Genomic DNA, 20,349 nt, shown 5'->3' on the forward strand with positions numbered 1-20,349 from the left:
TTCCGTCTATGCCGACATGTTCGGGCCGACCACCGGCGATCGCGTGCGCCTCGCTGATACCGACCTGATCATCGAGGTCGAGAAAGATTTCACCATCTATGGCGAGGAGGTGAAGTTCGGTGGCGGCAAGGTGATCCGCGACGGCATGGGGCAATCGCAGGCCACCAACGCCGAAGGTGCGGTCGATACCGTGATCACCAACGTGCTGATCGTCGACCACTGGGGCATCGTCAAGGCTGACGTCGCCATCAAGGAAGGCTACATCTGCGCCATCGGCAAGGCCGGCAATCCCGACATCCAGCCCGGCGTCACCATCAATGTCGGCCCCGGCACCGACGTCATCGCGGGCGAGGGCAAAATTCTCACCGCCGGCGGCTTCGATAGCCATATCCATTTCATCTGTCCGCAGCAGATCGAGCATGCGCTGATGTCCGGCGTCACCTCGATGCTCGGCGGCGGCACCGGCCCGTCGCACGGCACCTTCGCCACCACCTGCACGCCCGGCCCGTGGCACATCGCGCGAATGATCCAGTCGTTCGATGCCTTCCCGGTCAATCTCGGCATTTCCGGCAAGGGCAACGCGTCGAAGCCCGCGGCGCTTATTGAAATGATTAACGCAGGAGCGTGCGCGTTAAAACTGCACGAGGACTGGGGCACCACGCCGGCCGCGATCGACAATTGCCTCACCGTCGCCGACGACCACGACGTTCAGGTGATGATCCATTCCGACACGCTGAACGAGTCGGGCTTCGTCGAGGACACCATCGCCGCCTTCAAGGGCCGCACCATCCATGCCTTCCATACCGAAGGCGCCGGTGGCGGCCATGCGCCGGATATCATCAAGGTCGCGGGCCTGCCGAACGTGCTGCCGTCCTCGACCAACCCGACGCGGCCGTTTACCCGCAACACCATCGACGAGCATCTGGATATGCTGATGGTCTGCCACCACCTCGATCCTTCGATCGCGGAAGATCTGGCGTTTGCCGAGAGCCGCATCCGCAAGGAGACGATCGCCGCCGAAGACATTCTGCACGATCTCGGCGCGCTCTCGATGATGTCGTCGGATTCGCAGGCAATGGGCCGGCTCGGCGAGGTCATCATCCGGACCTGGCAGACCGCCGACAAGATGAAGAAGCAGCGCGGGTCCTTGCCGCAGGACAAGGGCAACAACGACAATTTCCGCGTCAAGCGCTACATTGCCAAGTACACGATCAATCCGGCCGTCGCGCATGGCGTGTCGAAACTGATCGGCTCGGTGGAGAAGGGCAAGCTCGCCGATCTCGTGCTGTGGTCACCGGCGTTCTTCGGTGTCAAGCCGGATCTGGTGATCAAGGGCGGCATGATCGTGGCGGCGCCGATGGGCGATCCCAACGCCTCCATTCCGACGCCGCAGCCGGTGCATTACCAGCCGATGTTCGGCGCCTTCGGCCGCGCGCTGACGCAGTCCTCGGTGGTGTTCACCTCGGGCGCGGCGATCTCGAACGGCCTGGCTGGCCGGCTCGGCACCCAGAAGGCGCTCTATGCGGTGGAGAACACCCGCTCCGGCATCTCGAAGAAGAGTATGATTCACAACGACGCCACGCCTGACATCGAGGTGGATCCCGAAACCTACGAGGTCCGCGCCGACGGCGAACTCTTGACCTGCGCTCCGGCCGAAGTGCTGCCGATGGCGCAGCGCTATTTCATGTATTGAGGTGGCCAACGGTTTCCCTCCCCCTTGCGGGGAGAGTCGGCCGAGCGAGGCGATGCGCAGCATCGACGAAGTGGAGGCCGGGGTGGGGGTGCCCCACGCGCCGCTTTCCCTGTTGCAACCCCCACCCGGCATGTCGTTCGCTTCGCTCTCGACAAGCCACCCTCCCCGCAAGGGGGAGGGTGAAGAAAGCCCCCCTTCAATCCCGCGCTATAACCTCCTAAGGTCCGTCCCGGCCGTCTCAGTGCCATAACAAGAACCCGGGAGAATTCGCCTTGATCTACGTCGTTGCCACATTGACCGTGAAGCCGGAAACGCGCGCCGAACTGATTGCTGCCGCGCAGGCCTGCATCGCGGAGACCCGCAAGGAAGCCGGCAATATCGCCTATGACATGCATGAGAGCATCACCGACCCGACGCAGATGGTGTTTGTCGAACGCTGGGAAAACGCCGAGGCGCTGGAGCCGCACCGCAAGAGCGATCACATGCGCGCCTTTGGCCGTGTCGTCGTCAATTGCCTCGCCGGTCCGCCGAAGATCGAAGTCATCACCCCCGCCGACGTTGTGGTGCGATAGTCACATGACGGCGCGGAATCAGAAAATGAGAGTACGACCATGATCCGCGCCATCGACGTGCACGGCCAGCACCATTGGAAAGAAGCGGCGACCGATACCGTCGTGCTGGATTTCGACGATCGCCATCGCCGCCGCATGGCGATGGTGGGGACGCGCGGGCTGGAATTCCTGCTCGATCTGGAAACCGCGGTTGCGCTGCGCGGGGGCGATGCGCTGGTGCTGGAAGACGGCCGGCTCATCGAGGTGGTCGCCGCGCCGGAGCCGCTGATCGAGATCCGCGGCACCGAGCTGGCGCATCTGGTGCGTGTCGCCTGGCATCTCGGCAATCGGCATCTGCCGACCCAGATCGTCGGGAAGGGCCTGCGCATTCGCCGGGATCACGTGATCGAGGACATGGTGAAGGGACTCGGCGCGCGCGTCATCGAGATCGAAGCGCCGTTCGATCCGGAAGGCGGCGCCTATGCCGCGGTGGCCGAGACGCATGACCATGCCGGACATGGTCACGCGCATCACGATCACGGCCACCATGGCCACGACCATGGCAAACATGATCACGACAAGCACGATCATGCCGCGCACGGCCATGCCGAACACGTGCACGACGAGCACTGCGGTCACGATCACGGCCATCACGATCATTCCCATGCTCATGACCACAAATAGGCAGGCGGATCTCACGCCTGTTGTCGAACCCGTCGCGTTGTCGGCGGATGAAGGCGCGGCGCTGTACCGGTTGATGACCTGGCTGTCGCCGGCGTTTCCGGTCGGCGCGTTCTCTTATTCTAGCGGCATTGAATGGGCGGTGGAAGCCGGTGACATCACCGACGCCGCCACGCTACAGAACTGGCTGTCGTCGATGCTGACCGACGGCGCCGGCTTTTGCGACGGCGTGTTTCTCGCCCATGTGCATCGCGCAGTGATGGCCGGCGACGACGCGGCGTTGCGCGAGGTCGCCGAACTGGCGAGCGCCTTCGTGGCCTCCAAGGAGCGCCAACTCGAGACGACGTCGCAGGGCAGGGCCTTTATCGAGATCGCCCGCAGCGCCTGGAATCATGACGGCCTCGAACACCTGATCGCCGCCTGCGACGGCGCGATCGTCTATCCCACAGCCGTCGGCCTGGTCAGCGCCGCGCACCGCATTCCGCTGGCCGCCACCATGCACGGCTTCTTCCATGCGCTGACCTCGAACTGGATTTCGGCCGGCGCCCGCCTCGTGCCGCTCGGCCAGACCGACAGCCAGCGCGTGCTTGCCGCACTGGAGCCCGTCGTGGTCGCGACCGGCAAGCGCGCGATGGAAGCTTCTCTCGATGATCTCGGTGGCGCGACCTTCCGTGCCGATATCGCTGCCATGCGGCACGAAACACAGTACACGCGATTGTTTCGGTCATGACTGTATCTTGTCGAGCGCTCGGCCGCGCTACATCCTCCGCTGCCATCGCCCGGCTTGACCGGGTGACCCAGTATACGCCGCGGCCAGTGCTTCAAAACGGGCCGCGCCGTTTACTGGATCCCCGCATGCGCGGGGATGACATTTATTTGTTTAGCTACGCCTCAGCGCAACATTCGAACCAAGAGAGCATCTGACATGTCCTCCTTTCACGGTCCGCTTCGCGTCGGCATCGGCGGTCCTGTCGGCTCCGGCAAGACCGCGCTGATGGACCTGCTGTGCAAGACCATGCGCGAGCGCTACGACATCGCGGCGATCACCAACGACATCTATACCAAATGGGACGCCGAATATCTGGTGCGCTCGGGTTCGCTGACAGCGGATCGTATCGCCGGGGTCGAGACCGGTGGCTGTCCGCATACCGCGATCCGCGAGGACGCCTCGATGAACCTCGCCGCGGTCGCCGACATGCGCGCCAAGTTTCCCGACCTCGATATGGTGCTGATCGAATCCGGCGGCGACAACCTCGCCGCGACCTTTTCGCCCGAACTCGCCGACCTCACCATCTACGTCATAGACGTCGCCGCGGGCGACAAGATCCCCTCCAAGGGCGGGCCGGGCATCACCCGCTCGGACCTGCTGGTGATCAACAAGATCGACCTGGCGCCCTATGTCGGTGCGTCCCTGGAAAAGATGGACATTGACGCCAGGCGGATGCGCGGGGCCCGGCCTTTCGTGATGACCAACATGAAGACCAATGAGGGGTTGGACCGCATCATCGCCTTCATCGAGGCCAAAGGCGGGTTGAAGGCCAAGGCGGCGTAGACGGAAACTCACTCCGGGGCGGGCGGTTACAGGCCGTCCGTCCTTTCTTCAAATAAATCCCGATTCGCCCGGAACAAATTGGCTCCGACGTGATTGGGCTACACCTGACCGCGATCAATGGTCTATCGGGGGCTGGTGACGTTCCCTTCATGATTCCGGGCATCTGGCGTGCAGTTCATTGTTAGTCCGTCCGCCCACCCGGATTTTCCCGCAATCTGCGGATTTCTTCTTCGTTTCCGAGTAAACGCGTGATCCGGCTGGGGTTTATCATCATTGTCATGGCACTGGCCGGGGTGCTGCTGTCGGGCTTGGCGGCCTTTCGGGTGCACGATCAGGAACTGGTGATCGACAGCATTGCGCTGGGGCGGGGCGTCGATATCCACGCAAGTCTGGTGCAGGAGCGCCTCAGCGAGCGCGAATTGCTGGCGCGGGTGGCCTCCGGCCTGTTCAGGGCGCCGTCGGTGATCAAGGCCAACATGCTGCAGCCGCTGCGGTCCTCGATCTACGCCTTCAAGACCGACTTCGTGTTAGCCAGCTGGATCGCGCGGCTGCAACCAGGCGAGTTGCCGGCTGCCCGCGCTGAACTTGCTGCCGCGGGCTTCCGCATTCCCACCATCCGCAATTTCGACGATAGCCCGCTCGATCCGAAAGTGCTGGATAAGCCTGTCGATGTCCTGATGGACGTCGAACCGCGCAACTCGGTCACCGAGGGCGTGACCGGCCGTGTTCTCAATGATGGCCCGTCGATGGGACCGACGCTGACCCTGGCGATGTCCGATGGACGGCCGGTGGCCTCCGACCCGACGACGCTGATTGGGCCGGGCGGGCCGGTGGGTCTGGTGCTCGCCGCCCCGGTCATGCAGGAAGGCAGTGCGGCCCCCGTCGGCTTCGTGTCGTTTTCCTACGAACTCGGGTCATTGATGCTGGCCAACGACGACCTGTCGCTGTTTTCGGTGGCGCTGAAAGACCCGCGCAAGGTCGATACCGAACTGGTCGCCGACGAGCGTGGAATCGTCACCGCCCGGCCGCTGATCGCCAACAAGGCGATGGCGATCCAGCGCATCGTCAGCTTCGGCGGCCGCGACTGGTCGCTGGGCTACTATCCCAAGACGGACGTGACGATGCGGGCGCAGCGCGTGGCGGTGATCGTCGGTACGATCGGGCTGGCGCTGACGGCGATCATCTGCGGCCTGTTTGGCTACGTCTCCTACAACAATTTGCGGCTCAGCCGCGAGATACAGCGGCGGATCGGTTTCGAGCGCCGCCTCACCGCGGTGATCGACGAACTCAATCACCGCGTGAAGAACATCCTGGCGGTGATCCAGTCGATCGTGACCCGCACGCTGCGCCACGGCTCCGATCTCGATGTCGCGCGTGACCTGCTGATCGGCCGTATCCATGCCATGAGTAACGTGGTCTCGCTGCTGTCGGAGAGCCAGTGGCAGGGCGTCAACCTCAAGGGCCTGTTCGAGCCGCGCGCGATCCCGCGTGCCGACCGCATCGCCGCCACCGGCCCTGACATTGTCGTCAGCGCCCGTGCCGCACAGAGCCTGTCGTTGCTGTTCTACGAACTGGCCTCGCATTCCGACGAAGGGCTGTCGCTGGTCGGCAAGCACCCGCATATCGTCGCGCACTGGGAAATCACCGGCGACGGACCGGACTCGATGTTCAATTTCCGTTGGGAAGAATTCAACACCAGCGATGCGACGCGCCGGCGGGACAGCGACTTCGGCGTCGTGCTGCTCGACCGCGTCGCGCCGGAAGCGCTGGGCGGCACCTCGAAGCGGTACTTCACTGAAGTGTCTTATGTCTATGAGTTGACCGCGCCGATGGAAACCGTCGTCGACATGACCGAACGGGACCGCACCGAGGCGCTGGCGAAGCCGGTGAAGTAGTCCCTAACCTTGCCGTGCAAGAACGGGCGAGGGAACGCGCGGACGATGCTCCTTCTTGTATATGCACCAACAAAAAGCGGCCACCGAAGTGGCCGCTTTCCGATAATTGCTGCGTCCTGTGCTATCCGCCGCTGCCGCCGATGACCGCACGGATGGTATTGTCCGGGCCGAAATCGTCGGTGCCGTCGACATAGAGCAGGGCGCTCAGCTTGGAGCGCGCGCGGTTGACGCGGCTCTTGATGGTGCCCACCGCGCATCCGCAGATGGTCGCCGCGTCCTCGTAGGAGAAGCCTGACGCGCCGACCAGGATAAGCGCTTCGCGCTGGTCCTGCGGGAGCTTCTCCAGCGCTGCACGAAACTCCTCGAACTCCAGATGCGCATTCTGCGACGGCTGGGTCTTCAGCGTCTTGGCGTAGCTGCCATCGGCATCCTCGACCTCGCGCCGCCGCTTGCGATAGTCAGAGCGGAACAGGTTGCGCAGGATGGTGAACAACCATGCCGGCAGGTTGGAGCCGACCTGGAACGAGTCGATGTTGGCGAGCGCCCGGAGCAGCGTTTCCTGCACCAAGTCGTCGGCGCGGTCACCGTTGCCGGACAGCGAGATCGCGAAGGCGCGCAGGCTGGGCACCGATGCCAGAATGTCGTCGCGGAGTGAATCGGAGAGAGGCATTAGTCCCTCCCGTCGGTTTTCGGGTCGGCCACGGCGGCCTGGGCAGCGGGTTCGTCCATCTTGCGGATCAGCTCGGCGAAACGATCTGGCACGCCCTGGCGCACCACATCGTCGTACATGGCTCGCAGCTGATGTCCGATGCGGGATTGGATCTCTGAATTGAGACCTCCCTGCTTTCCGGGTACCGCGCTCTTTTGTGACTTCACATCTTTCATGACCCGTTCCACATTCCCCAAGAGGTAAGCCTCTGGAATTCGAGAGTTTTTCTTGATTGTGAAGCCTTTGCGGCTTCTGTTACGGTGCTAATTCAGAGCCCGGCTTAAAGTTCCGGTCGAAGGGAACTTTCCTTCGGTTCAAGCGTAAACCCGCACATCAGAGGCGGTCGGGGGTGTTCATTCCCGCACCCTGATGGGTGACACAGAAAGATGGAGTGGGGATGTCCCGATCACAGCTCGTAGCTGAACATTTACCGCTTTTGCGGCGCTATGCCCGTGCCCTGACAGGTAACCAGGCCTCCGGCGACGCCTATGTCGGCGCCATGCTGGAAGCGTTGCTGCAGGACCAGTCGCTGCTCGACGAGCAACACGGACCGCGCGCCGGGCTTTTTCGCCTGTTTACGCAGATCTGGAATTCCGTCGCTCTTAACGAAGATCCCGAAGTGACGCCGCTTTCGACGCCGTCCGAGCGCCGGCTGTCGAACATCACCGCGTTGCCGCGGCAGGCCTTCCTGCTGCTGTCGCTGGAAGGGTTTTCGGAAGAGGAAGTCGCCTTTATTCTTGATACCGACGTCGCGGAGACCCGCGTGCTGGCCGATACCGCCGGCCGCGAGATGGCTGCTGAAATCGCCACCGACGTGCTGATCATCGAGGATGAGACCTTCATCGCGATGGACCTTGAAAGCCTGGTGAAGAACCTCGGCCACAATGTCATCGGCGTCGCCCGCACCCATACCGACGCGATCGCTCTGGCGAAGAACAAGAAACCCGGCCTGATCCTGGCCGACATCCAGCTCGCCGACGGCAGCTCGGGGCTCGATGCTGTCAACGAATTGCTGCGGCTGTTCGAGGTGCCGGTGGTATTTATCACCGCCTATCCCGAACGTTTCCTGACCGGCGAGCGTCCGGAGCCGGCCTTCCTGATTTCGAAGCCGTTCCAGCCCGCGATGGTCTCGGCCGTCGCCAGCCAGGCGTTGTTCTTCCAGCGCAATTCGCGCAACAAGGCGCCGAAGGCTGCGGCTTCCTGAGGCTTTCAAACCACTTATAATCAAACCACTTATAAAAAGGCGGCTGCGTTCGGCGCAGCCGCCTTTTTCATGCGCACTGCCTGAGCCTGGCCGTTAACACACGGTTAAGTGATTGGGCAGCCAGAACCCCGACCGAACCTGCCGCGTTGCTGTTCCGACCACCACATGATCGGTCCAGCAGGCGAGGCGGCACATGTCTCACATCACCAGCGGAATTTTGGGCGGCGCGGCAGCGGCAGTGTTGTTGGGTGCGATCCAGTTCGCCTTCGGCGGCGATCTGCGCGTGACGGTGCCTGCCAACGTCACCGAAGCCAGCCAGGTCAATTCGGAAGCCGTCAACCGCAGCGCCAAGTCGGATCGGGCAGAGGTGGTCACCGTTCAGGATGGTAGCCGTACGCTGTCGTTCAGCGTCCAAGGCCTGAGCGGCACGTCGCTGCTCCTGCGGGTCGCACCGACCCCGGTCAAGGTCGAGAAAATCAGCGTGAGATCGGAAGTCGCTGTCGCGCAGCGGGCCTTCAAGGCCACGCCGCAAAAGTCTGCCGTGGCCTGCGAGCCGCCGGTCAGCGTCCTCACCGAGGTCGCCCGACTGCTGGAGCCCGGTCGCTGCGTGACCTGATCCCCGGTCAGGCGGACTCGTCTTCACCCTCGGCGGCGTCTTCGGCCGGTGCCGCATTCCGACTGACATAGTAGCCGTAGGCCACGCCAGCCACCGCGAGCAGCGGGATCAGCCGCGTCAGTCCAATCGCCCGGATGATCGGCAGCGCGGTTGCCAGCAGCATTGGATCGATTAACGGGGCTGCGGCTGCTGCGGCCCGCGCAGCGCGCTCGGCTTCCGCAAGCGCGCGCGCCTTGGCGCGGCGCTTCTTGGTGAGATAGATGCCGCCCACCACCAGCGAAATCAGCAGGAAGATGCCGGCGATGGTCAGGCAGGCCTCGATCGCCCCGTACCGCTGCATGACGGCCACGAACACCGCCGCGCAAAGGAACGACAGCGTAATGAACAGTGCCAGTCCCGCCAGCGCGACCAGCGACGTCATCCGCAGCGTTGCACCGGTGGAATCCTTGAGATCCTCGATCACCCGCTGAAACATCTAAGCCCCCTGTAAATACGCGCCACCATAAACAAACTGACGACGCCTCGCGGCGCCGCCAGTCCAAATTAAAGCCATATACGCCAATGGCCCAGATGTCTCACCGCATCAGCGGCGCCAGGCAGCGCCGATCAGGATGCCCACGCCCAGCGCCAGGCCGACGGCCGCCAGCGGGCGCTGGTGGATCGCATCTTCTACCGTCTCTTCCATGGAATAGGCAGCGTCATACGCCGCATCATAAGCCGCACCGCCGCGCTCCTGCACATCCGACATCATCGAATCCGCATTGGATCGCGCCTGCTTGAGACCGCGGCGGGCCTGCTTGCTGGCCTGACCGGCGAAGCTGTTGAGCACGTCGGTGATCTGGTCGGTGAGGGTCGAGATGTCGTTTTTCACGGCTGATAAATCCTTTTCGAGGCGTGCATAGGTGGTTCTGTCCGTCAGGGTCTTCAATTTTTCTGTGCCGTCGATACGCATGTCAGCCCCTCCAGGTCGATACTGCTGCGGAAACGCCGGGTCGGGCTGGAAGTTCCACTACGCCAGTGGAGCGGTGTCAGTTCGGCGGCAGTTGTGGCGTATCCTCCGGCATCAGGTGCTCCTTCAGGATCAACCCGACGATCAGGATCGGTGACGCCAGGAAGCCGCCCATCGGCCCCCACAGCCAGGTCCAGAATGCCAGCGCCAGAAACACCGCGAGCGCATTGAGCTGCAGCCGCCGGCCGATGATCGTCGGCGTGACGAAATGACCCTCGATAAAGGTCAACCCAACGAACGCCGCAGCAGCGACGAGACCTGCACCGAGTGTGGCGGAGGTGATAACGCCGACGCCCGCCAGAATGACGAACATCGCAACCGGGCCGATGATCGGAAAGAAGTTCAGCGTCGCAGCCAGCGCGCCGAGGCCTGCGGGATTTGGCATGGCGGTGACGGCGCAAATCAGGCCGGTGGCGATGCCGACGCCGAAGTTGATCATGGTCACGATGAGCAGGTAGCCGCCGAGATTGGTCTCGATGGCGTTGAGAATCCGCAGCGTGCGCAGACGCCATTCATGGTCGGCGAAGTTCATCACCATCGCTCGGCGCAGGTCCTTCCAACTGGCGATGAACAGTATGAGGATGGCAAAGAACAGCAGGAATTCGGTGAAGGTCGGCGACAGGAATTCGACGGTCGGCGCGACCCAGTCGATCTTCGGCATTTCGAACTTCGTTGTGGCCAGCGATTCCGAACCGCCGAACATGACCTGCATCTGGTGCCACAGCGCCAGCGGCCGATCGAAGACGTGCAGCTTGTCCTTGAGTAGTGATCCCAGCTCCGGCAACCGCGTGGTCCATTCCATCAGCGGCGCCGAGATCAGCCCGACGATGAAGGCAAGCCCGCCGGTGACGCCGGTGACAATCAGAACCGCAGAGACCGCGCGCGGTATGCGGTGCTTTTCAAGAAACGTCGCGGCCGGCGACAACATTGTGCCGACGATGAAAGCGGTAACGATCGGCAGGAAAAACGCCTTGGCGACGTAGAGCACCGCCACGACGGTGATCACCAGAAGCGATATCAGAGTGAATGCTACCACCTCGGCGCGGCGGATCACCGGCGGCTGCTCGGCGCTGCTGTCCGGCATTGGCGTGCCGGGCTTCGTGCCCGCGCTTTTGGCTTTGCCCGGTCTGGCATTGCCGCCCGAGGCTTCAGGGAGAGCGCGAACTTTAGTCATCGGGCCGGCGCTCCGTAAGTTCCCGCAACGCAGAGGCGATTCCCGAGGGATCACATGCCTGAGCCGCCACAACCGGCCTTCTTCGAAAAGGTTCCGTCGCGGAATCGTGAGCGTGCCGGTGGTTGACAGTCATGCGAAGCGCGGCAGGCGGACGGAACCGTTGCGCCCCGGCGTTGTTGTTTGCCCAGTCATCCTCACGATGAATGAACGGGGCCGATCATGTCGCAGGCATTTTCCGGAAATCGCAAATTCTCGCTGCGCGCCACCACTTCTCTGGCTTTCGCCGCCGCGCTGGTTCTAGCACCGACGTTGTGGTCGAGTTCTGCGTCCGCGCAGGTGATGAGCTACGCATCGACCTCGTCGAGCGCGTTTCCGGACGACGATGTGATGGTTGTGCCGCAGGTTGATACGGCTGTCACGCCGGAGCGTTTCCGCCGCACCGAGGTGACGTTCAACACCCGCGAGGCGCCCGGTACCATCGTGATCGATACCGCCAACACCCAGCTTTACTACGTGCTCGGCCCAGGCCGCGCGATGCGCTACGGCGTTGGCGTCGGTCGAGAAGGCTTCACCTGGGCCGGCACGCAGACCATAACGCGCAAGGCGGAATGGCCGGACTGGCATCCGCCGGCAGCGATGATCGCACGCCAGCCTTATCTGCCGCGCTTCATGGCGGGCGGTCCCGGCAATCCGCTCGGTGCGCGCGCGATGTATCTGGGTTCCAGCGACTACCGTATCCACGGCACCAATGATCCCTCGACGATCGGCAAGTTCGTCTCGTCGGGCTGTATCCGCCTGACCAATGAAGATGTCGCCGACCTGTTCAGCCGCGTCAGCGTCGGCACCAAGGTCGTGGTGCTGCCGAAGTCCGGTTCTTCGCCGCACTTCGAAGCGGTTCGCGACGTGCCGCGCGCCACCACAGCGACCTCGGTGCATCCGGCTGCCGGACGTCATGCGATGAACCTTTCGGCGTCGTCGGCATACTGACATCGATCCGCGCATTTGTAGGAGATGTAGGAGAGGCTGACATGAGCTGGATTTCAGGCAAACAGTTGGCCTTTGGCGCGGTCGTACTCTCGGCTTCGCTCGGCTCCCTGCCGGGCGCACATGCACAAGATTTCTTCTCCGCTTTGTTCGGCGGCTTCGGTGGCAGTCGCCCGGCGCCGCAGATGTCGTTGCCTTTAGCCAACGAAGGGGATTACGGCGAGCGCCGCGAACCCCGGCAGCGGGCGAGCGGTGGCGGTCGACAGGCGTTCTGCGTGCGCGCCTGCGACGGCCGCTATTTCCCGATTACCGCGACCGACAACGCCAGCCGCGCGGCATCCTGCAACAGTTTCTGCCCGGCCAGCGAAACCAAGGTCGTCTACGGTAGCAGCATCGATCAGGCGGCGACCGAGACCGGAAAGCCGTATTCCGAGCTACCCAACGCCTTCAAGTACCGCACCGAGCTGGTGGCCGGCTGCACCTGCAACGGCAAGGACCAGATTGGTCTTGCGCCCGTGAAGATCGAGGCCGACCCGACGCTGCGAAAGGGTGACATCGTGGCCGGCGCGGACGGCCTGATGGTCACCAACCGCCCCGACGGACGCGGCGCCTCGCTCAACATGTCGCCGGCCCCGGAAGCGATCAAAGCGAAGTTCGAGCGGCCGGCGGTGGTGGAATAGCCGGTAATAATCGGTTCCGGGGATGGAACTCCGGGGTTCCATCGGGATTGTCCCTCATCGCACCATGCCGATCATGGCGGTGCTCATTTGAACAAGGCTGGGGGAGATCACAATGCTCGTCGGCGTCCTGATTACGTTTCTCGTCGTTATTCTCATTCTTTATCTGATCAACCTGTTGCCGATCGACGGCCGCGCCAAGCAGATTTGTCGCGTGGTGGTCATCATTCTCGGCGTGATCTCGTTGCTGAAATACATCGCGGTATTCTAGAGCAGCTTCTCGAACGAAAAAGCCCCGGCGACTTGCCGGGGCTTTTTTTGTTCTGTCTGTTGTCCTGTATCAGGCCTGCGCCTTCGCCTCGCGACGGCGTGCGGTCAGGATGAACTCGGTGTAGCCGTTCGGCTGCGCGCGGCCCTTGAAGATCAGGTCGCATGCGGCCTTGAAGGCGATGCCGTCGAAGCTGGGGGCCATCGGCTGGTAGATCGCGTCCGTGTCGTTCTGTTTGTCGACGACCACCGCCATCCGCTTCAGCGATTCCATCACCTGTGCTTCGGTGATGACGCCCTGATGCAGCCAGTTCGCCAGATGCTGGGCGGAGATGCGCAAAGTGGCGCGGTCTTCCATCAGGCCGACGCCGTGGATATCCGGCACCTTGGAGCAGCCGACGCCCTGGTCGATCCAGCGCACGACATAGCCGAGGATGCCCTGGCAGTTGTTGTCGATTTCCTGCTTCACATCATCCGGCGCCCAGTTCGACTGCGACACCGGGATGGTCAGGATCTCCGACAGTTTTGCGCGCGGGCCGCCTTTGGCGAGTTCTTTCTGCCGGGCAGCAACATCCACCTGATGATAATGCAGCGCATGCAGCGTCGCGGCGGTAGGCGAGGGCACCCATGCCGTGGTGGCGCCGGCGTTCACATGGGCGATCTTCTGCACCATCATGTCCGCCATCTTGTCGGGCGCCGCCCACATGCCCTTGCCGATCTGGGCATGGCCGGGCAGGCCATCGATCAGGCCGACATCGACGTTCCATTCTTCATACGCCTTGATCCAGGGCGTCGCCTTCATGTCGTTCTTGCGGATCATCGGACCCGCTTCCATCGAGGTATGGATCTCGTCGCCGGTGCGATCGAGGAAGCCGGTGTTGATGAACATGATGCGCTCGGAAGCATTCTGGATGCAGGCCTTGAGGTTCACCGTGGTACGGCGTTCCTCGTCCATGATGCCGACCTTCATGGTGTTGACCGGCAGCTTCAGCATTTTTTCGACGCGGGCGAATGTCTCGCAGGTCAGCGCGACCTCGTCCGGGCCGTGCATCTTCGGCTTGACGATGTAGACCGAGCCGGTGCGGCTGTTGCGCAGGCCGGTGGACTTCAGATCGTGGATCGCGAGCAGGCCGGCCACTGCGGCGTCGAGCAGTCCTTCCGGGATTTCCTCGCCGGCGCTGTCCAGCACCGCGTCGGTGAACATGTGGTGGCCGACGGCGCGCATCAGGAGCAGGCTGCGGCCATGCAGCGTCAGTTCGCCGCCGGCGATGGTCTTGTAGGTGCGGTCGGGATTGAGCGCGCGGGTCAGCGTCTTGCCGCCCTTCTCGAAGTCGGCGGACAGCGTGCCGTTCATCAGGCCGAGCGTGTTGCGATACACCAGTACCTTGTCGTCGGCGTCCACCGTGGCGACGCTGTCTTCCATGTCGAGAATGGTGGAGACTGCGGACTCGATGATCATGTCGGCAACGCCGGCGGAATCGTCCTTGCCGATGATATTGGCGCGATCGATCACGACTTCGATGTGCAGGCCATTATTGACCAGCAGGATCGAATTCGGCGAGGCGAAATCGCCGAGATAGCCGGCAAGCTGGCTCTCGTTCTTCAGCGCGGTCATGTTGCCGCTCTTCAGCTTCACGGAAAGCTGGCCGGCAACGATGCTGTACGCGGTGACGTCGGTGTGGCTGCCGGTGGCCAGCGGCACGGCGTGGTCGAGGAAGGCCTTCGCCTTGGCGATCACGCGGTCGCCGCGCGCCTTGTTGTAGCCTTTGCCGCCATCGGTCGCTTCATGCGGGACCGCGTCGGTGCCGTACAGCGCGTCATAGAGCGAGCCCCAGCGCGCATTGGCGGCGTTCAGCGCATAGCGGGCGTTGGTGAGCGGCACCACCAGCTGCGGGCCGCAGATCTGGCCGATCTCGATATCGACATTGGCGGTCTCGACGGTCTTGGTCGCCGGCTCCGGCAGCAGATAGCCGATCTCTTTCAGGAACGTGGTGTAGGCGTCCATTTCGAAGGCGGTCTTGTGGGCGCGGTGCCAGGCGTCGATCTTGTCCTGCAGCGTGTCGCGCACCTTGAGCAGTTCGCGGTTCTTCGGCCCGAGATCGCTGAGGATGCCGGCAAGGCCGGCCCAGAACGCATCCGGCTCGATGCCGGTTTTGGGGGCGGCTTCCTTGGCAATGAAGTCGAAAAGGACCGGGGCGATCTTCAATCCGTGGGCGTCGATACGTTTCATGATGGGGTTTTCTCGCGAAAGCGGCAATTCTGCTCAATTTTCAGGGAAAGCGACGTCAGATACGCCCTGCGGTGGCGCATGATCGCTCTCTTTTAGCGCCAAACACCCGCGGCTGAGAAGGGGGGCGTCAGGGCTCAGTGGCCGGGTGGCCGGGCGGGGGTTACATCAACCTCGCGGCTGATCCTCTCCAGCACCGCCTTGATGACGATGGTGACCAGCGCCACCGCGGTCAGCACGGTGGCGGCGGCAAAGGCGCCGGCGACGTTGTAGTCCTGGTACAGCAATTCGATCTGCAGCGGCAGCGTAGTGGTCTGGCCGCGGATATTACCGGAGACCACGGAGACGGCGCCGAATTCGCCCATCACCCGGGCATTGCAGAGGATAGCGCCGTACAGCACGGCCCAGCGCACATTGGGCAGAGTCACCCGGAAGAAGGTGGCGAAGCCGGAGGCGCCCAGCGTCACGGCGGCCTCTTCCTCGTCCGTGCCCTGCACCTGCATCAAGGGGATCAGCTCACGCGCCACGAAAGGCGCGGTGACGAACATGCTGGCCAGAACGATCGCCGGCAGCGCGAACATCACCTTGAGGCCGAAATAGTCCAGCAGCGGCCCGAACAGCCCCTGCGAGCCGTAGACGAACAGGTAAGCGACGCCGGCAACGATCGGCGAGATCGAATAGGGCAGTTCGATCAGCGCGATCAGCAGCGTGCGGCCGGGAAATACGAATTTCGTGACGGTCCATGCCGCGGCAAGGCCGAACAGGATATTCATCGGCACGGCGATCAGGGCCGTGATCACCGTCAGCCAGATGGCGTGCTGGGTGCCGGCGTCCGACAGGCTGCGAAAGAACACGCCGACGCCCTGCGACAGCGCGGAGCTGACGATCAGCGCCAGCGGCGCGACCAGAAACAGCAGCGTCACCACGGCGACGATGCCGAGCACGACGCGTCGCGCGACGGGGCCGGCGCCGACCGGCGTCGACATCCATTCGGTATGCGCGCGTTCGGAAGGAGGCTTCTGCATCACGCGTCCCCCCGGCCGAGATAGCGCAGGTGCCAGGCCTGAACGGCGTTGGTGATGATCAGCATCGTGAACGCCATCAGCAGCATCACCACCGCGATCGCGGCGGCGGCCTCGTAATTGTATTCCTCAAGCCGGATATAGGTCAGCAGCGCCACGATCTCGGTCTTCATCGGCTGGTTGCCGGCGATAAAGATCACCGCGCCGAATTCGCCGAGGCTGCGCGCGAAGGCCAGCGAGCAGCCGGCGAGAAACGCCGGGAAGATCGCCGGGAAGATCACCCGCCACAGGATCTGGAAATCATTGGCGCCGAGCGAGCGGCCGGCTTCCTCGACGTCGGAGCCGAGGTCTTCGATCACCGGCTGCACCGTGCGCACCACGAAGGGAATGCTGGTGAAGGCCATCGCAATGGCGATGCCGAGCGGCGTGTAGGCGACCTGCAACCCGATGGCGTCGAGCGGTGCGCCGAACCAGCCGTTTTTCGAGAACAGCGCCGTCAGCGCCAGGCCGGCTACCGCGGTCGGCAGCGCGAACGGCACATCGACCAGCGCGTCGAGAAGGCGTTTGCCCGGGAATTCATAGCGCGCCAGCACCCAGGCCAGCAGCAGGCCATAGACCGCGTTGAAGGCGGTGGCGGCCAGCGCCATCGTCACAGTGACGCGCAGCGCCGACAACGTCCGCGGCGATGAAAGGATACCCCACAACTGCGTGAGCCCGATATCTGATGCCTTCAGGATCATCGCACACAGCGGCAGCAGCACGATCGCCCCGAGATAGAGGACGGTAATGCCGAACGCGAGCCCGAACCCTGGAATGACGCTACGCCGCAAGATGGAGAGACCTGATCCGTGACAACTGGTGGGCTTCTCTTAGACGATTTGCGTGGAAAGGGAATGCAGGAGCGCTCTCCGTCCTCATGGTGAGGAGGCGCCTTTTGGCGCCGTCTCGAACCATGAATGCGCTTGCCGCCATCCTTCGAGACGCACGCAAGTGCGCGCTCCTCAGGATGAGGTCGATGGATGGCGGCCGCAGCGCCTTACTTGCCGCCGAACAACTGATCGAGCTTGGCGCCGGCATTGAGGTGCTCGGCATTCAGTTTGTCCCAGCCGCCGAATTCGTCCTCGACGCGGTACAGTTTCACGTCGGGGAACTTGTCCTTGTGCTTGGCCATCACCGCCGCGTCGGCCACGCGGTTGTAGCCCTTCAGCTCGATCGCCTGGCCTTCCGGCGAATACAGGAATTCGAGGTAGGCGGTGGCCAGCGCGCGGGTGCCGTGCTTGTCGGCGTATTTGTCGACCAAGGTGACCGGGAATTCCGCCAGCACGCTGGTCGGCGGCACCACGACTTCGTACTTGTCGCGGCCCGCGAGATCGCGGATCGACGAGGTCTCGGCCTCGAAGGTGATCAGCACGTCGCCGGTGCCGCGCTCCACGAAGGTGGTGGTCGCAGCCCTGCCGCCGGTGTCGAACACCGGGACGTTGGCGAACAGCTTCTTGATGAACTCGTCGGCCTTGGCCTCGCTGCCCAGCGTGTTCTTCGCATAGGCATAGGCGGCCAGATAGGTGTAGCGCGCGTTGCCCGAGGTCTTCGGGTTCGGGAAGATCACCTGCACGCCAGGCTTCACCAGGTCGCCCCAGTCCTTGATGCCCTTCGGATTGCCCGCGCGCACCAGGAAAGCCGGCAGCGAGTAATAGGGCGAGGTGTTGTTCGGCAGCCGCGTCGCCCAGTCCTTGGGGATCAGCTTGCCCTTGTCGTACAGCACCTGCACGTCGGTGACCTGGTTGAAGGTCACGATATCGGCCTCCAGCCCTTCGAGGATCGAGCGCGCCTGCCGCGACGAGCCGTTATGCGACTGGTTGACGGTGATGTCCTGGCCGGTCTTGGCCTTCCAGTGCTTGATGAAGGCGACGTTGATCTCGGCGTAGAGCTCGCGCGCGATGTCATAGGAGACATTGAGCAGCGTGGTCGGCGTCTGCGCACGGACCGGCGCTGCGGCCGAAACGGCCAGGGCGCTGAGAGCGGCAGTGAGGGCGATGGCAAAACGGTTCAAGACGGATCCCCTTGATGGATGAACGAGAAGACGGCGACAGGTCCCGGCCCGGAATATGTTGCTGCATTTCGCGCAATCGGTACGTGGCGGCCTGGCAAACCGGCGGCCGTCGAACGTCCCGGATCGCGTCGAGAATAAACAACCCCGGCGCTTGGCGTTTGAAGACAAAAATTCTATAGTTAGAACGCTTCGAAGAAGAAATAAATTTCTCTTTGCTAGGCGTGATCGAGACATATATAGAAAATAATTCCAGTCAACCCCGGAATTCGGGGAGTGGAGCGTTGATGCGATTCCTGCCGGTGTTTCTCGATTTGCGAGCTGGGCCGATCCTGCTGGTGGGAGCGGGAGAACTCGTGCGCGCCAAGTTGCGGCTGCTGCTGGCGGCAGGCGCGCGGATTCGCTGGTACGCTACTGACGGCAATCGCGACACCGCCGGGCTCGATGCCGATGACGTCGCCCGCATCGAATTCGCCGAGGGCGATCCGCTCGACGCTGACCTTTCCGGCCTGATCGCCATCCTTTGCGCCGGGGCCGGCGCGGCCGGCGAGGCGATGTCTGCGCGGGCCCGGGCGATCGGCCTGCCGGTCAATGTGATGGATGATCTCGTCCACTCCACTTTCATCTTTCCGGCGATCGTCGATCGCGGCGACGTCGTGGTGGCGATCGGCACCGGCGGTTCGTCGCCGGTGGTGGCGCGTCGCATCCGCGAAAAGATCGAGGCGTTATTGCCCGCGCGGATCGGCGATCTCGCGGGCTTTATCGGTCGCTGGCGCAAACCGATGTCGGGCCGGTTGCCCGACATGTCGCTGCGCCGCAGGTTCTGGGAGCGCATCGTCGATGGCCCGATCGGCGCGATGGTGCTGGCCGGCAAGACAATGGAGGCCGAAGCCGCATTGCAGGAGATGGCCGATCCGATCGCTTATGCCGGCACAACGGCCATTGCGGCGACGCAAGGCCACGTCGCGCTGGTGGGGGCCGGGCCGGGCGATCCGGATCTCCTGACCATCAAGGCGTTGCGCGCGCTGCAGGACGCCGACGTGGTGTTTTACGACGAACTGGTATCGCCGGAAATTCTCGACCGCATCCGCCGCGACGCCTCGCGGATTCCGGTCGGCCGCCGCGTCGGTAGACCGGGCATTGGCCAGCACGCCATCAACAAGTTGCTGATCGAGGCCGGGCGCGCCGGACAGCGCGCGGTGCGGCTGAAGGGCGGCGACGGCTTCATCTTCGGTCGCGGCGGCGAGGAGATCGAGGCGCTGCGCGCCGCCAACGTCGCTTACTCCGTGGTCCCCGGCATCACCGCCGGCCTCGGCGGCGCCGCGCAATACGAAGTGCCGCTGACTTTCCGCCACGAGGCGCTACGCCTCACCTTCCTGACGGCGCACAAGGCACGCGATGCCAACACCGTCGACTGGGGCGCGCTGACCGACGACAAGATGACGGTCGTCGTCTATATGGGCATGACCGCCGCCCCCTCGATCCGCGCCGGACTGCTGGCGGCCGGCCGTTCGCCGCACACGCCGGTCGGCGTGTTCGCCAGGGTCACCCGGCCGGACTCGCAGGCCGTCGTCGGTACGCTCGAAAATCTAACATCCTTGGTCGCGCAGATCGAAGCCGGCCCGGCGATCCTGATCATCGGCGATGTCGTGGCGCATTCCGCGCCGTGGCGCGCCTCCGACCTTCCTCCCTCTATCTCCGAACTTTTGGTAGCCGCCGAATGACCTCTCCGCTGCAACAGAAAATCAAGATCACCGGACCCTCGGTGGTCACCGCCAACCGCACCTGGGATGGTGTGGTGATCTGGCGCAATGCCAACAAGGGCTGGAGCACCGACCTCTCGGACGCCGCGATCGTGCGCACCGCCGACGAAGCACGCGCGCTGCTCAGTGAATCTGCGGCCGATGATGTCGGCGCCATCGGCCCCTATATTGCGCCGGTCGCGCTCGACGATCGTGGCGCCATCACCCCCGGCAACCTGCGCGAACAGATCCGTTCGGCGGGCGTGACCATCGATCTGCCGGTTCCGGCATAAGGCTTT

At 63.5% G+C, this 20,349-nt stretch carries 22 protein-coding genes; 13 read left to right on the plus strand and 9 right to left on the minus strand.

Features of this window, described 5'->3' with window-relative positions:
* The 6 genes from ureC to JWQ24_RS21225 form a co-directional block, all read left to right on the plus strand.
* On the plus strand, positions 1-1,693 hold a 1,693-nt coding region (gene ureC, locus JWQ24_RS21200), incomplete at its 5' end, for an urease subunit alpha (RefSeq protein WP_299812263.1).
* 272 nt (positions 1,694-1,965) lie between these two features.
* Positions 1,966-2,265, plus strand: coding sequence for a putative quinol monooxygenase (locus JWQ24_RS21205; protein WP_299812264.1), 300 nt, complete (start codon positions 1,966-1,968; stop codon positions 2,263-2,265).
* 39 nt (positions 2,266-2,304) lie between these two features.
* Complete coding sequence (locus JWQ24_RS21210; protein ID WP_299812265.1) at positions 2,305-2,928, plus strand: urease accessory protein UreE; 624 nt, start codon at positions 2,305-2,307, stop codon at positions 2,926-2,928.
* Positions 2,915-3,655: an urease accessory protein UreF gene (locus JWQ24_RS21215; RefSeq protein WP_299812266.1), complete on the plus strand. Its 741-nt coding sequence runs from the start codon at positions 2,915-2,917 to the stop codon at positions 3,653-3,655. The genes JWQ24_RS21210 and JWQ24_RS21215 overlap by 14 nt, the downstream gene beginning before the upstream one ends.
* A 195-nt stretch (positions 3,656-3,850) precedes the next feature.
* Positions 3,851-4,477 carry an urease accessory protein UreG gene (ureG, locus tag JWQ24_RS21220; RefSeq protein WP_299812267.1) on the plus strand — a complete coding sequence of 209 codons (627 nt, stop codon included), beginning with the start codon at positions 3,851-3,853 and terminating at the stop codon, positions 4,475-4,477.
* 248 nt (positions 4,478-4,725) lie between these two features.
* Positions 4,726-6,372 (plus strand): HWE histidine kinase domain-containing protein, encoded by a 1,647-nt coding sequence (locus tag JWQ24_RS21225; protein WP_299812269.1) that lies wholly within the window; start codon positions 4,726-4,728, stop codon positions 6,370-6,372.
* Positions 6,373-6,493: 121 nt separating this feature from the next.
* Here the strand turns inward: JWQ24_RS21225 and JWQ24_RS21230 are convergent, their stop codons facing one another.
* The gene (locus tag JWQ24_RS21230; RefSeq protein WP_299812271.1) at positions 6,494-7,042 is read right to left on the minus strand and encodes a sigma-70 family RNA polymerase sigma factor; all 549 of its coding nucleotides are present in this window, start codon (positions 7,040-7,042) and stop codon (positions 6,494-6,496) included.
* Positions 7,042-7,257: a NepR family anti-sigma factor gene (locus tag JWQ24_RS21235; protein ID WP_299812273.1), complete on the minus strand. Its 216-nt coding sequence runs from the start codon at positions 7,255-7,257 to the stop codon at positions 7,042-7,044. The genes JWQ24_RS21230 and JWQ24_RS21235 overlap by 1 nt, the downstream gene beginning before the upstream one ends.
* Before the next feature lie 221 nt (positions 7,258-7,478).
* Between JWQ24_RS21235 and JWQ24_RS21240 the strand changes: the two genes are divergently transcribed.
* Together JWQ24_RS21240 and JWQ24_RS21245 are read left to right on the plus strand one after the other, a co-directional pair.
* Positions 7,479-8,285 carry a response regulator gene (locus JWQ24_RS21240; protein WP_299812275.1) on the plus strand — a complete coding sequence of 269 codons (807 nt, stop codon included), beginning with the start codon at positions 7,479-7,481 and terminating at the stop codon, positions 8,283-8,285.
* Positions 8,286-8,478: 193 nt separating this feature from the next.
* On the plus strand, positions 8,479-8,901 hold the full coding sequence (locus JWQ24_RS21245; protein ID WP_299812277.1) for a hypothetical protein: 423 nt from the start codon (positions 8,479-8,481) through the stop codon (positions 8,899-8,901).
* A gap of 7 nt (positions 8,902-8,908) precedes the next feature.
* Here JWQ24_RS21245 and JWQ24_RS21250 read toward each other — a convergent pair whose 3' ends face one another.
* The 3 genes from JWQ24_RS21250 to JWQ24_RS21260 all read right to left on the minus strand — a co-directional run bounded on the left by JWQ24_RS21250 (position 8,909) and on the right by JWQ24_RS21260 (position 10,994).
* On the minus strand, positions 8,909-9,376 hold the full coding sequence (locus JWQ24_RS21250) for a hypothetical protein (protein ID WP_299812279.1): 468 nt from the start codon (positions 9,374-9,376) through the stop codon (positions 8,909-8,911).
* A gap of 108 nt (positions 9,377-9,484) precedes the next feature.
* On the minus strand, positions 9,485-9,853 hold the full coding sequence (locus JWQ24_RS21255) for a DUF883 family protein (RefSeq protein WP_299812281.1): 369 nt from the start codon (positions 9,851-9,853) through the stop codon (positions 9,485-9,487).
* A gap of 76 nt (positions 9,854-9,929) precedes the next feature.
* The gene (locus JWQ24_RS21260) at positions 9,930-10,994 is read right to left on the minus strand and encodes an AI-2E family transporter (protein ID WP_299812380.1); all 1,065 of its coding nucleotides are present in this window, start codon (positions 10,992-10,994) and stop codon (positions 9,930-9,932) included.
* Positions 10,995-11,303: 309 nt separating this feature from the next.
* On the opposite strand from JWQ24_RS21260, the gene JWQ24_RS21265 reads away from it, so the two are divergent.
* The 3 genes from JWQ24_RS21265 (at position 11,304) to JWQ24_RS21275 (ending at position 13,016) form a co-directional block, all read left to right on the plus strand.
* Positions 11,304-12,071 (plus strand): L,D-transpeptidase, encoded by a 768-nt coding sequence (locus JWQ24_RS21265; RefSeq protein WP_299812283.1) that lies wholly within the window; start codon positions 11,304-11,306, stop codon positions 12,069-12,071.
* A gap of 41 nt (positions 12,072-12,112) precedes the next feature.
* Positions 12,113-12,748 (plus strand): DUF2865 domain-containing protein, encoded by a 636-nt coding sequence (locus JWQ24_RS21270; protein WP_299812285.1) that lies wholly within the window; start codon positions 12,113-12,115, stop codon positions 12,746-12,748.
* A 112-nt stretch (positions 12,749-12,860) separates the two neighbouring features.
* On the plus strand, positions 12,861-13,016 hold the full coding sequence (locus JWQ24_RS21275) for a Thivi_2564 family membrane protein (RefSeq protein ID WP_086937086.1): 156 nt from the start codon (positions 12,861-12,863) through the stop codon (positions 13,014-13,016).
* Positions 13,017-13,085: 69 nt separating this feature from the next.
* Here JWQ24_RS21275 and JWQ24_RS21280 read toward each other — a convergent pair whose 3' ends face one another.
* The 4 genes from JWQ24_RS21280 to cysP all read right to left on the minus strand — a co-directional run bounded on the left by JWQ24_RS21280 (position 13,086) and on the right by cysP (position 18,311).
* The gene (locus JWQ24_RS21280; RefSeq protein ID WP_299812289.1) at positions 13,086-15,242 is read right to left on the minus strand and encodes a malate synthase G; all 2,157 of its coding nucleotides are present in this window, start codon (positions 15,240-15,242) and stop codon (positions 13,086-13,088) included.
* Positions 15,243-15,376: 134 nt separating this feature from the next.
* Positions 15,377-16,264, minus strand: a complete 888-nt coding sequence (cysW, locus tag JWQ24_RS21285; protein WP_299812291.1) for a sulfate ABC transporter permease subunit CysW — start codon at positions 16,262-16,264, stop codon at positions 15,377-15,379.
* Positions 16,264-17,091 carry a sulfate ABC transporter permease subunit CysT gene (gene cysT / locus JWQ24_RS21290; RefSeq protein WP_299812293.1) on the minus strand — a complete coding sequence of 276 codons (828 nt, stop codon included), beginning with the start codon at positions 17,089-17,091 and terminating at the stop codon, positions 16,264-16,266. The genes cysW and cysT overlap by 1 nt, the downstream gene beginning before the upstream one ends.
* A 206-nt stretch (positions 17,092-17,297) precedes the next feature.
* Entirely contained in the window at positions 17,298-18,311 is a 1,014-nt protein-coding gene (gene cysP, locus JWQ24_RS21295; RefSeq protein WP_299812295.1) for a thiosulfate ABC transporter substrate-binding protein CysP, read from the minus strand.
* A gap of 284 nt (positions 18,312-18,595) precedes the next feature.
* On the opposite strand from cysP, the gene cysG reads away from it, so the two are divergent.
* Both cysG and JWQ24_RS21305 read left to right on the plus strand, forming a co-directional pair.
* Complete coding sequence (gene cysG / locus JWQ24_RS21300) at positions 18,596-20,032, plus strand: siroheme synthase CysG (RefSeq protein WP_299812297.1); 1,437 nt, start codon at positions 18,596-18,598, stop codon at positions 20,030-20,032.
* Complete coding sequence (locus JWQ24_RS21305) at positions 20,029-20,343, plus strand: DUF2849 domain-containing protein (RefSeq protein WP_299812299.1); 315 nt, start codon at positions 20,029-20,031, stop codon at positions 20,341-20,343. Before cysG ends, JWQ24_RS21305 begins: the two co-directional genes overlap by 4 nt.
* The last annotated feature ends 6 nt before the right edge of the window (positions 20,344-20,349 follow it).

Source organism: Tardiphaga sp. (assembly GCF_028290495.1).
Lineage (GTDB): Bacteria > Pseudomonadota > Alphaproteobacteria > Rhizobiales > Xanthobacteraceae > Tardiphaga.

Coding starts and splice junctions, on each gene's coding strand:
- JWQ24_RS21210 (WP_299812265.1), top strand. CDS start 2,305: ATGATCCGCGCCATCGACGTGCACGGCCAGCACCATTGGAAAGAAGCG.
- JWQ24_RS21215 (WP_299812266.1), top strand. CDS start 2,915: ATGACCACAAATAGGCAGGCGGATCTCACGCCTGTTGTCGAACCCGTC.
- ureG (WP_299812267.1), top strand. CDS start 3,851: ATGTCCTCCTTTCACGGTCCGCTTCGCGTCGGCATCGGCGGTCCTGTC.
- JWQ24_RS21230 (WP_299812271.1), bottom strand. CDS start 7,042: ATGCCTCTCTCCGATTCACTCCGCGACGACATTCTGGCATCGGTGCCC.
- JWQ24_RS21235 (WP_299812273.1), bottom strand. CDS start 7,257: ATGAAAGATGTGAAGTCACAAAAGAGCGCGGTACCCGGAAAGCAGGGA.
- JWQ24_RS21240 (WP_299812275.1), top strand. CDS start 7,479: ATGTCCCGATCACAGCTCGTAGCTGAACATTTACCGCTTTTGCGGCGC.
- JWQ24_RS21245 (WP_299812277.1), top strand. CDS start 8,479: ATGTCTCACATCACCAGCGGAATTTTGGGCGGCGCGGCAGCGGCAGTG.
- JWQ24_RS21250 (WP_299812279.1), bottom strand. CDS start 9,376: ATGTTTCAGCGGGTGATCGAGGATCTCAAGGATTCCACCGGTGCAACG.
- JWQ24_RS21255 (WP_299812281.1), bottom strand. CDS start 9,853: ATGCGTATCGACGGCACAGAAAAATTGAAGACCCTGACGGACAGAACC.
- JWQ24_RS21260 (WP_299812380.1), bottom strand. CDS start 10,994: ATGCCGGACAGCAGCGCCGAGCAGCCGCCGGTGATCCGCCGCGCCGAG.
- JWQ24_RS21265 (WP_299812283.1), top strand. CDS start 11,304: ATGTCGCAGGCATTTTCCGGAAATCGCAAATTCTCGCTGCGCGCCACC.
- JWQ24_RS21270 (WP_299812285.1), top strand. CDS start 12,113: ATGAGCTGGATTTCAGGCAAACAGTTGGCCTTTGGCGCGGTCGTACTC.
- JWQ24_RS21275 (WP_086937086.1), top strand. CDS start 12,861: ATGCTCGTCGGCGTCCTGATTACGTTTCTCGTCGTTATTCTCATTCTT.
- JWQ24_RS21280 (WP_299812289.1), bottom strand. CDS start 15,242: ATGAAACGTATCGACGCCCACGGATTGAAGATCGCCCCGGTCCTTTTC.
- cysW (WP_299812291.1), bottom strand. CDS start 16,264: ATGCAGAAGCCTCCTTCCGAACGCGCGCATACCGAATGGATGTCGACG.
- cysG (WP_299812297.1), top strand. CDS start 18,596: ATGCGATTCCTGCCGGTGTTTCTCGATTTGCGAGCTGGGCCGATCCTG.
- JWQ24_RS21305 (WP_299812299.1), top strand. CDS start 20,029: ATGACCTCTCCGCTGCAACAGAAAATCAAGATCACCGGACCCTCGGTG.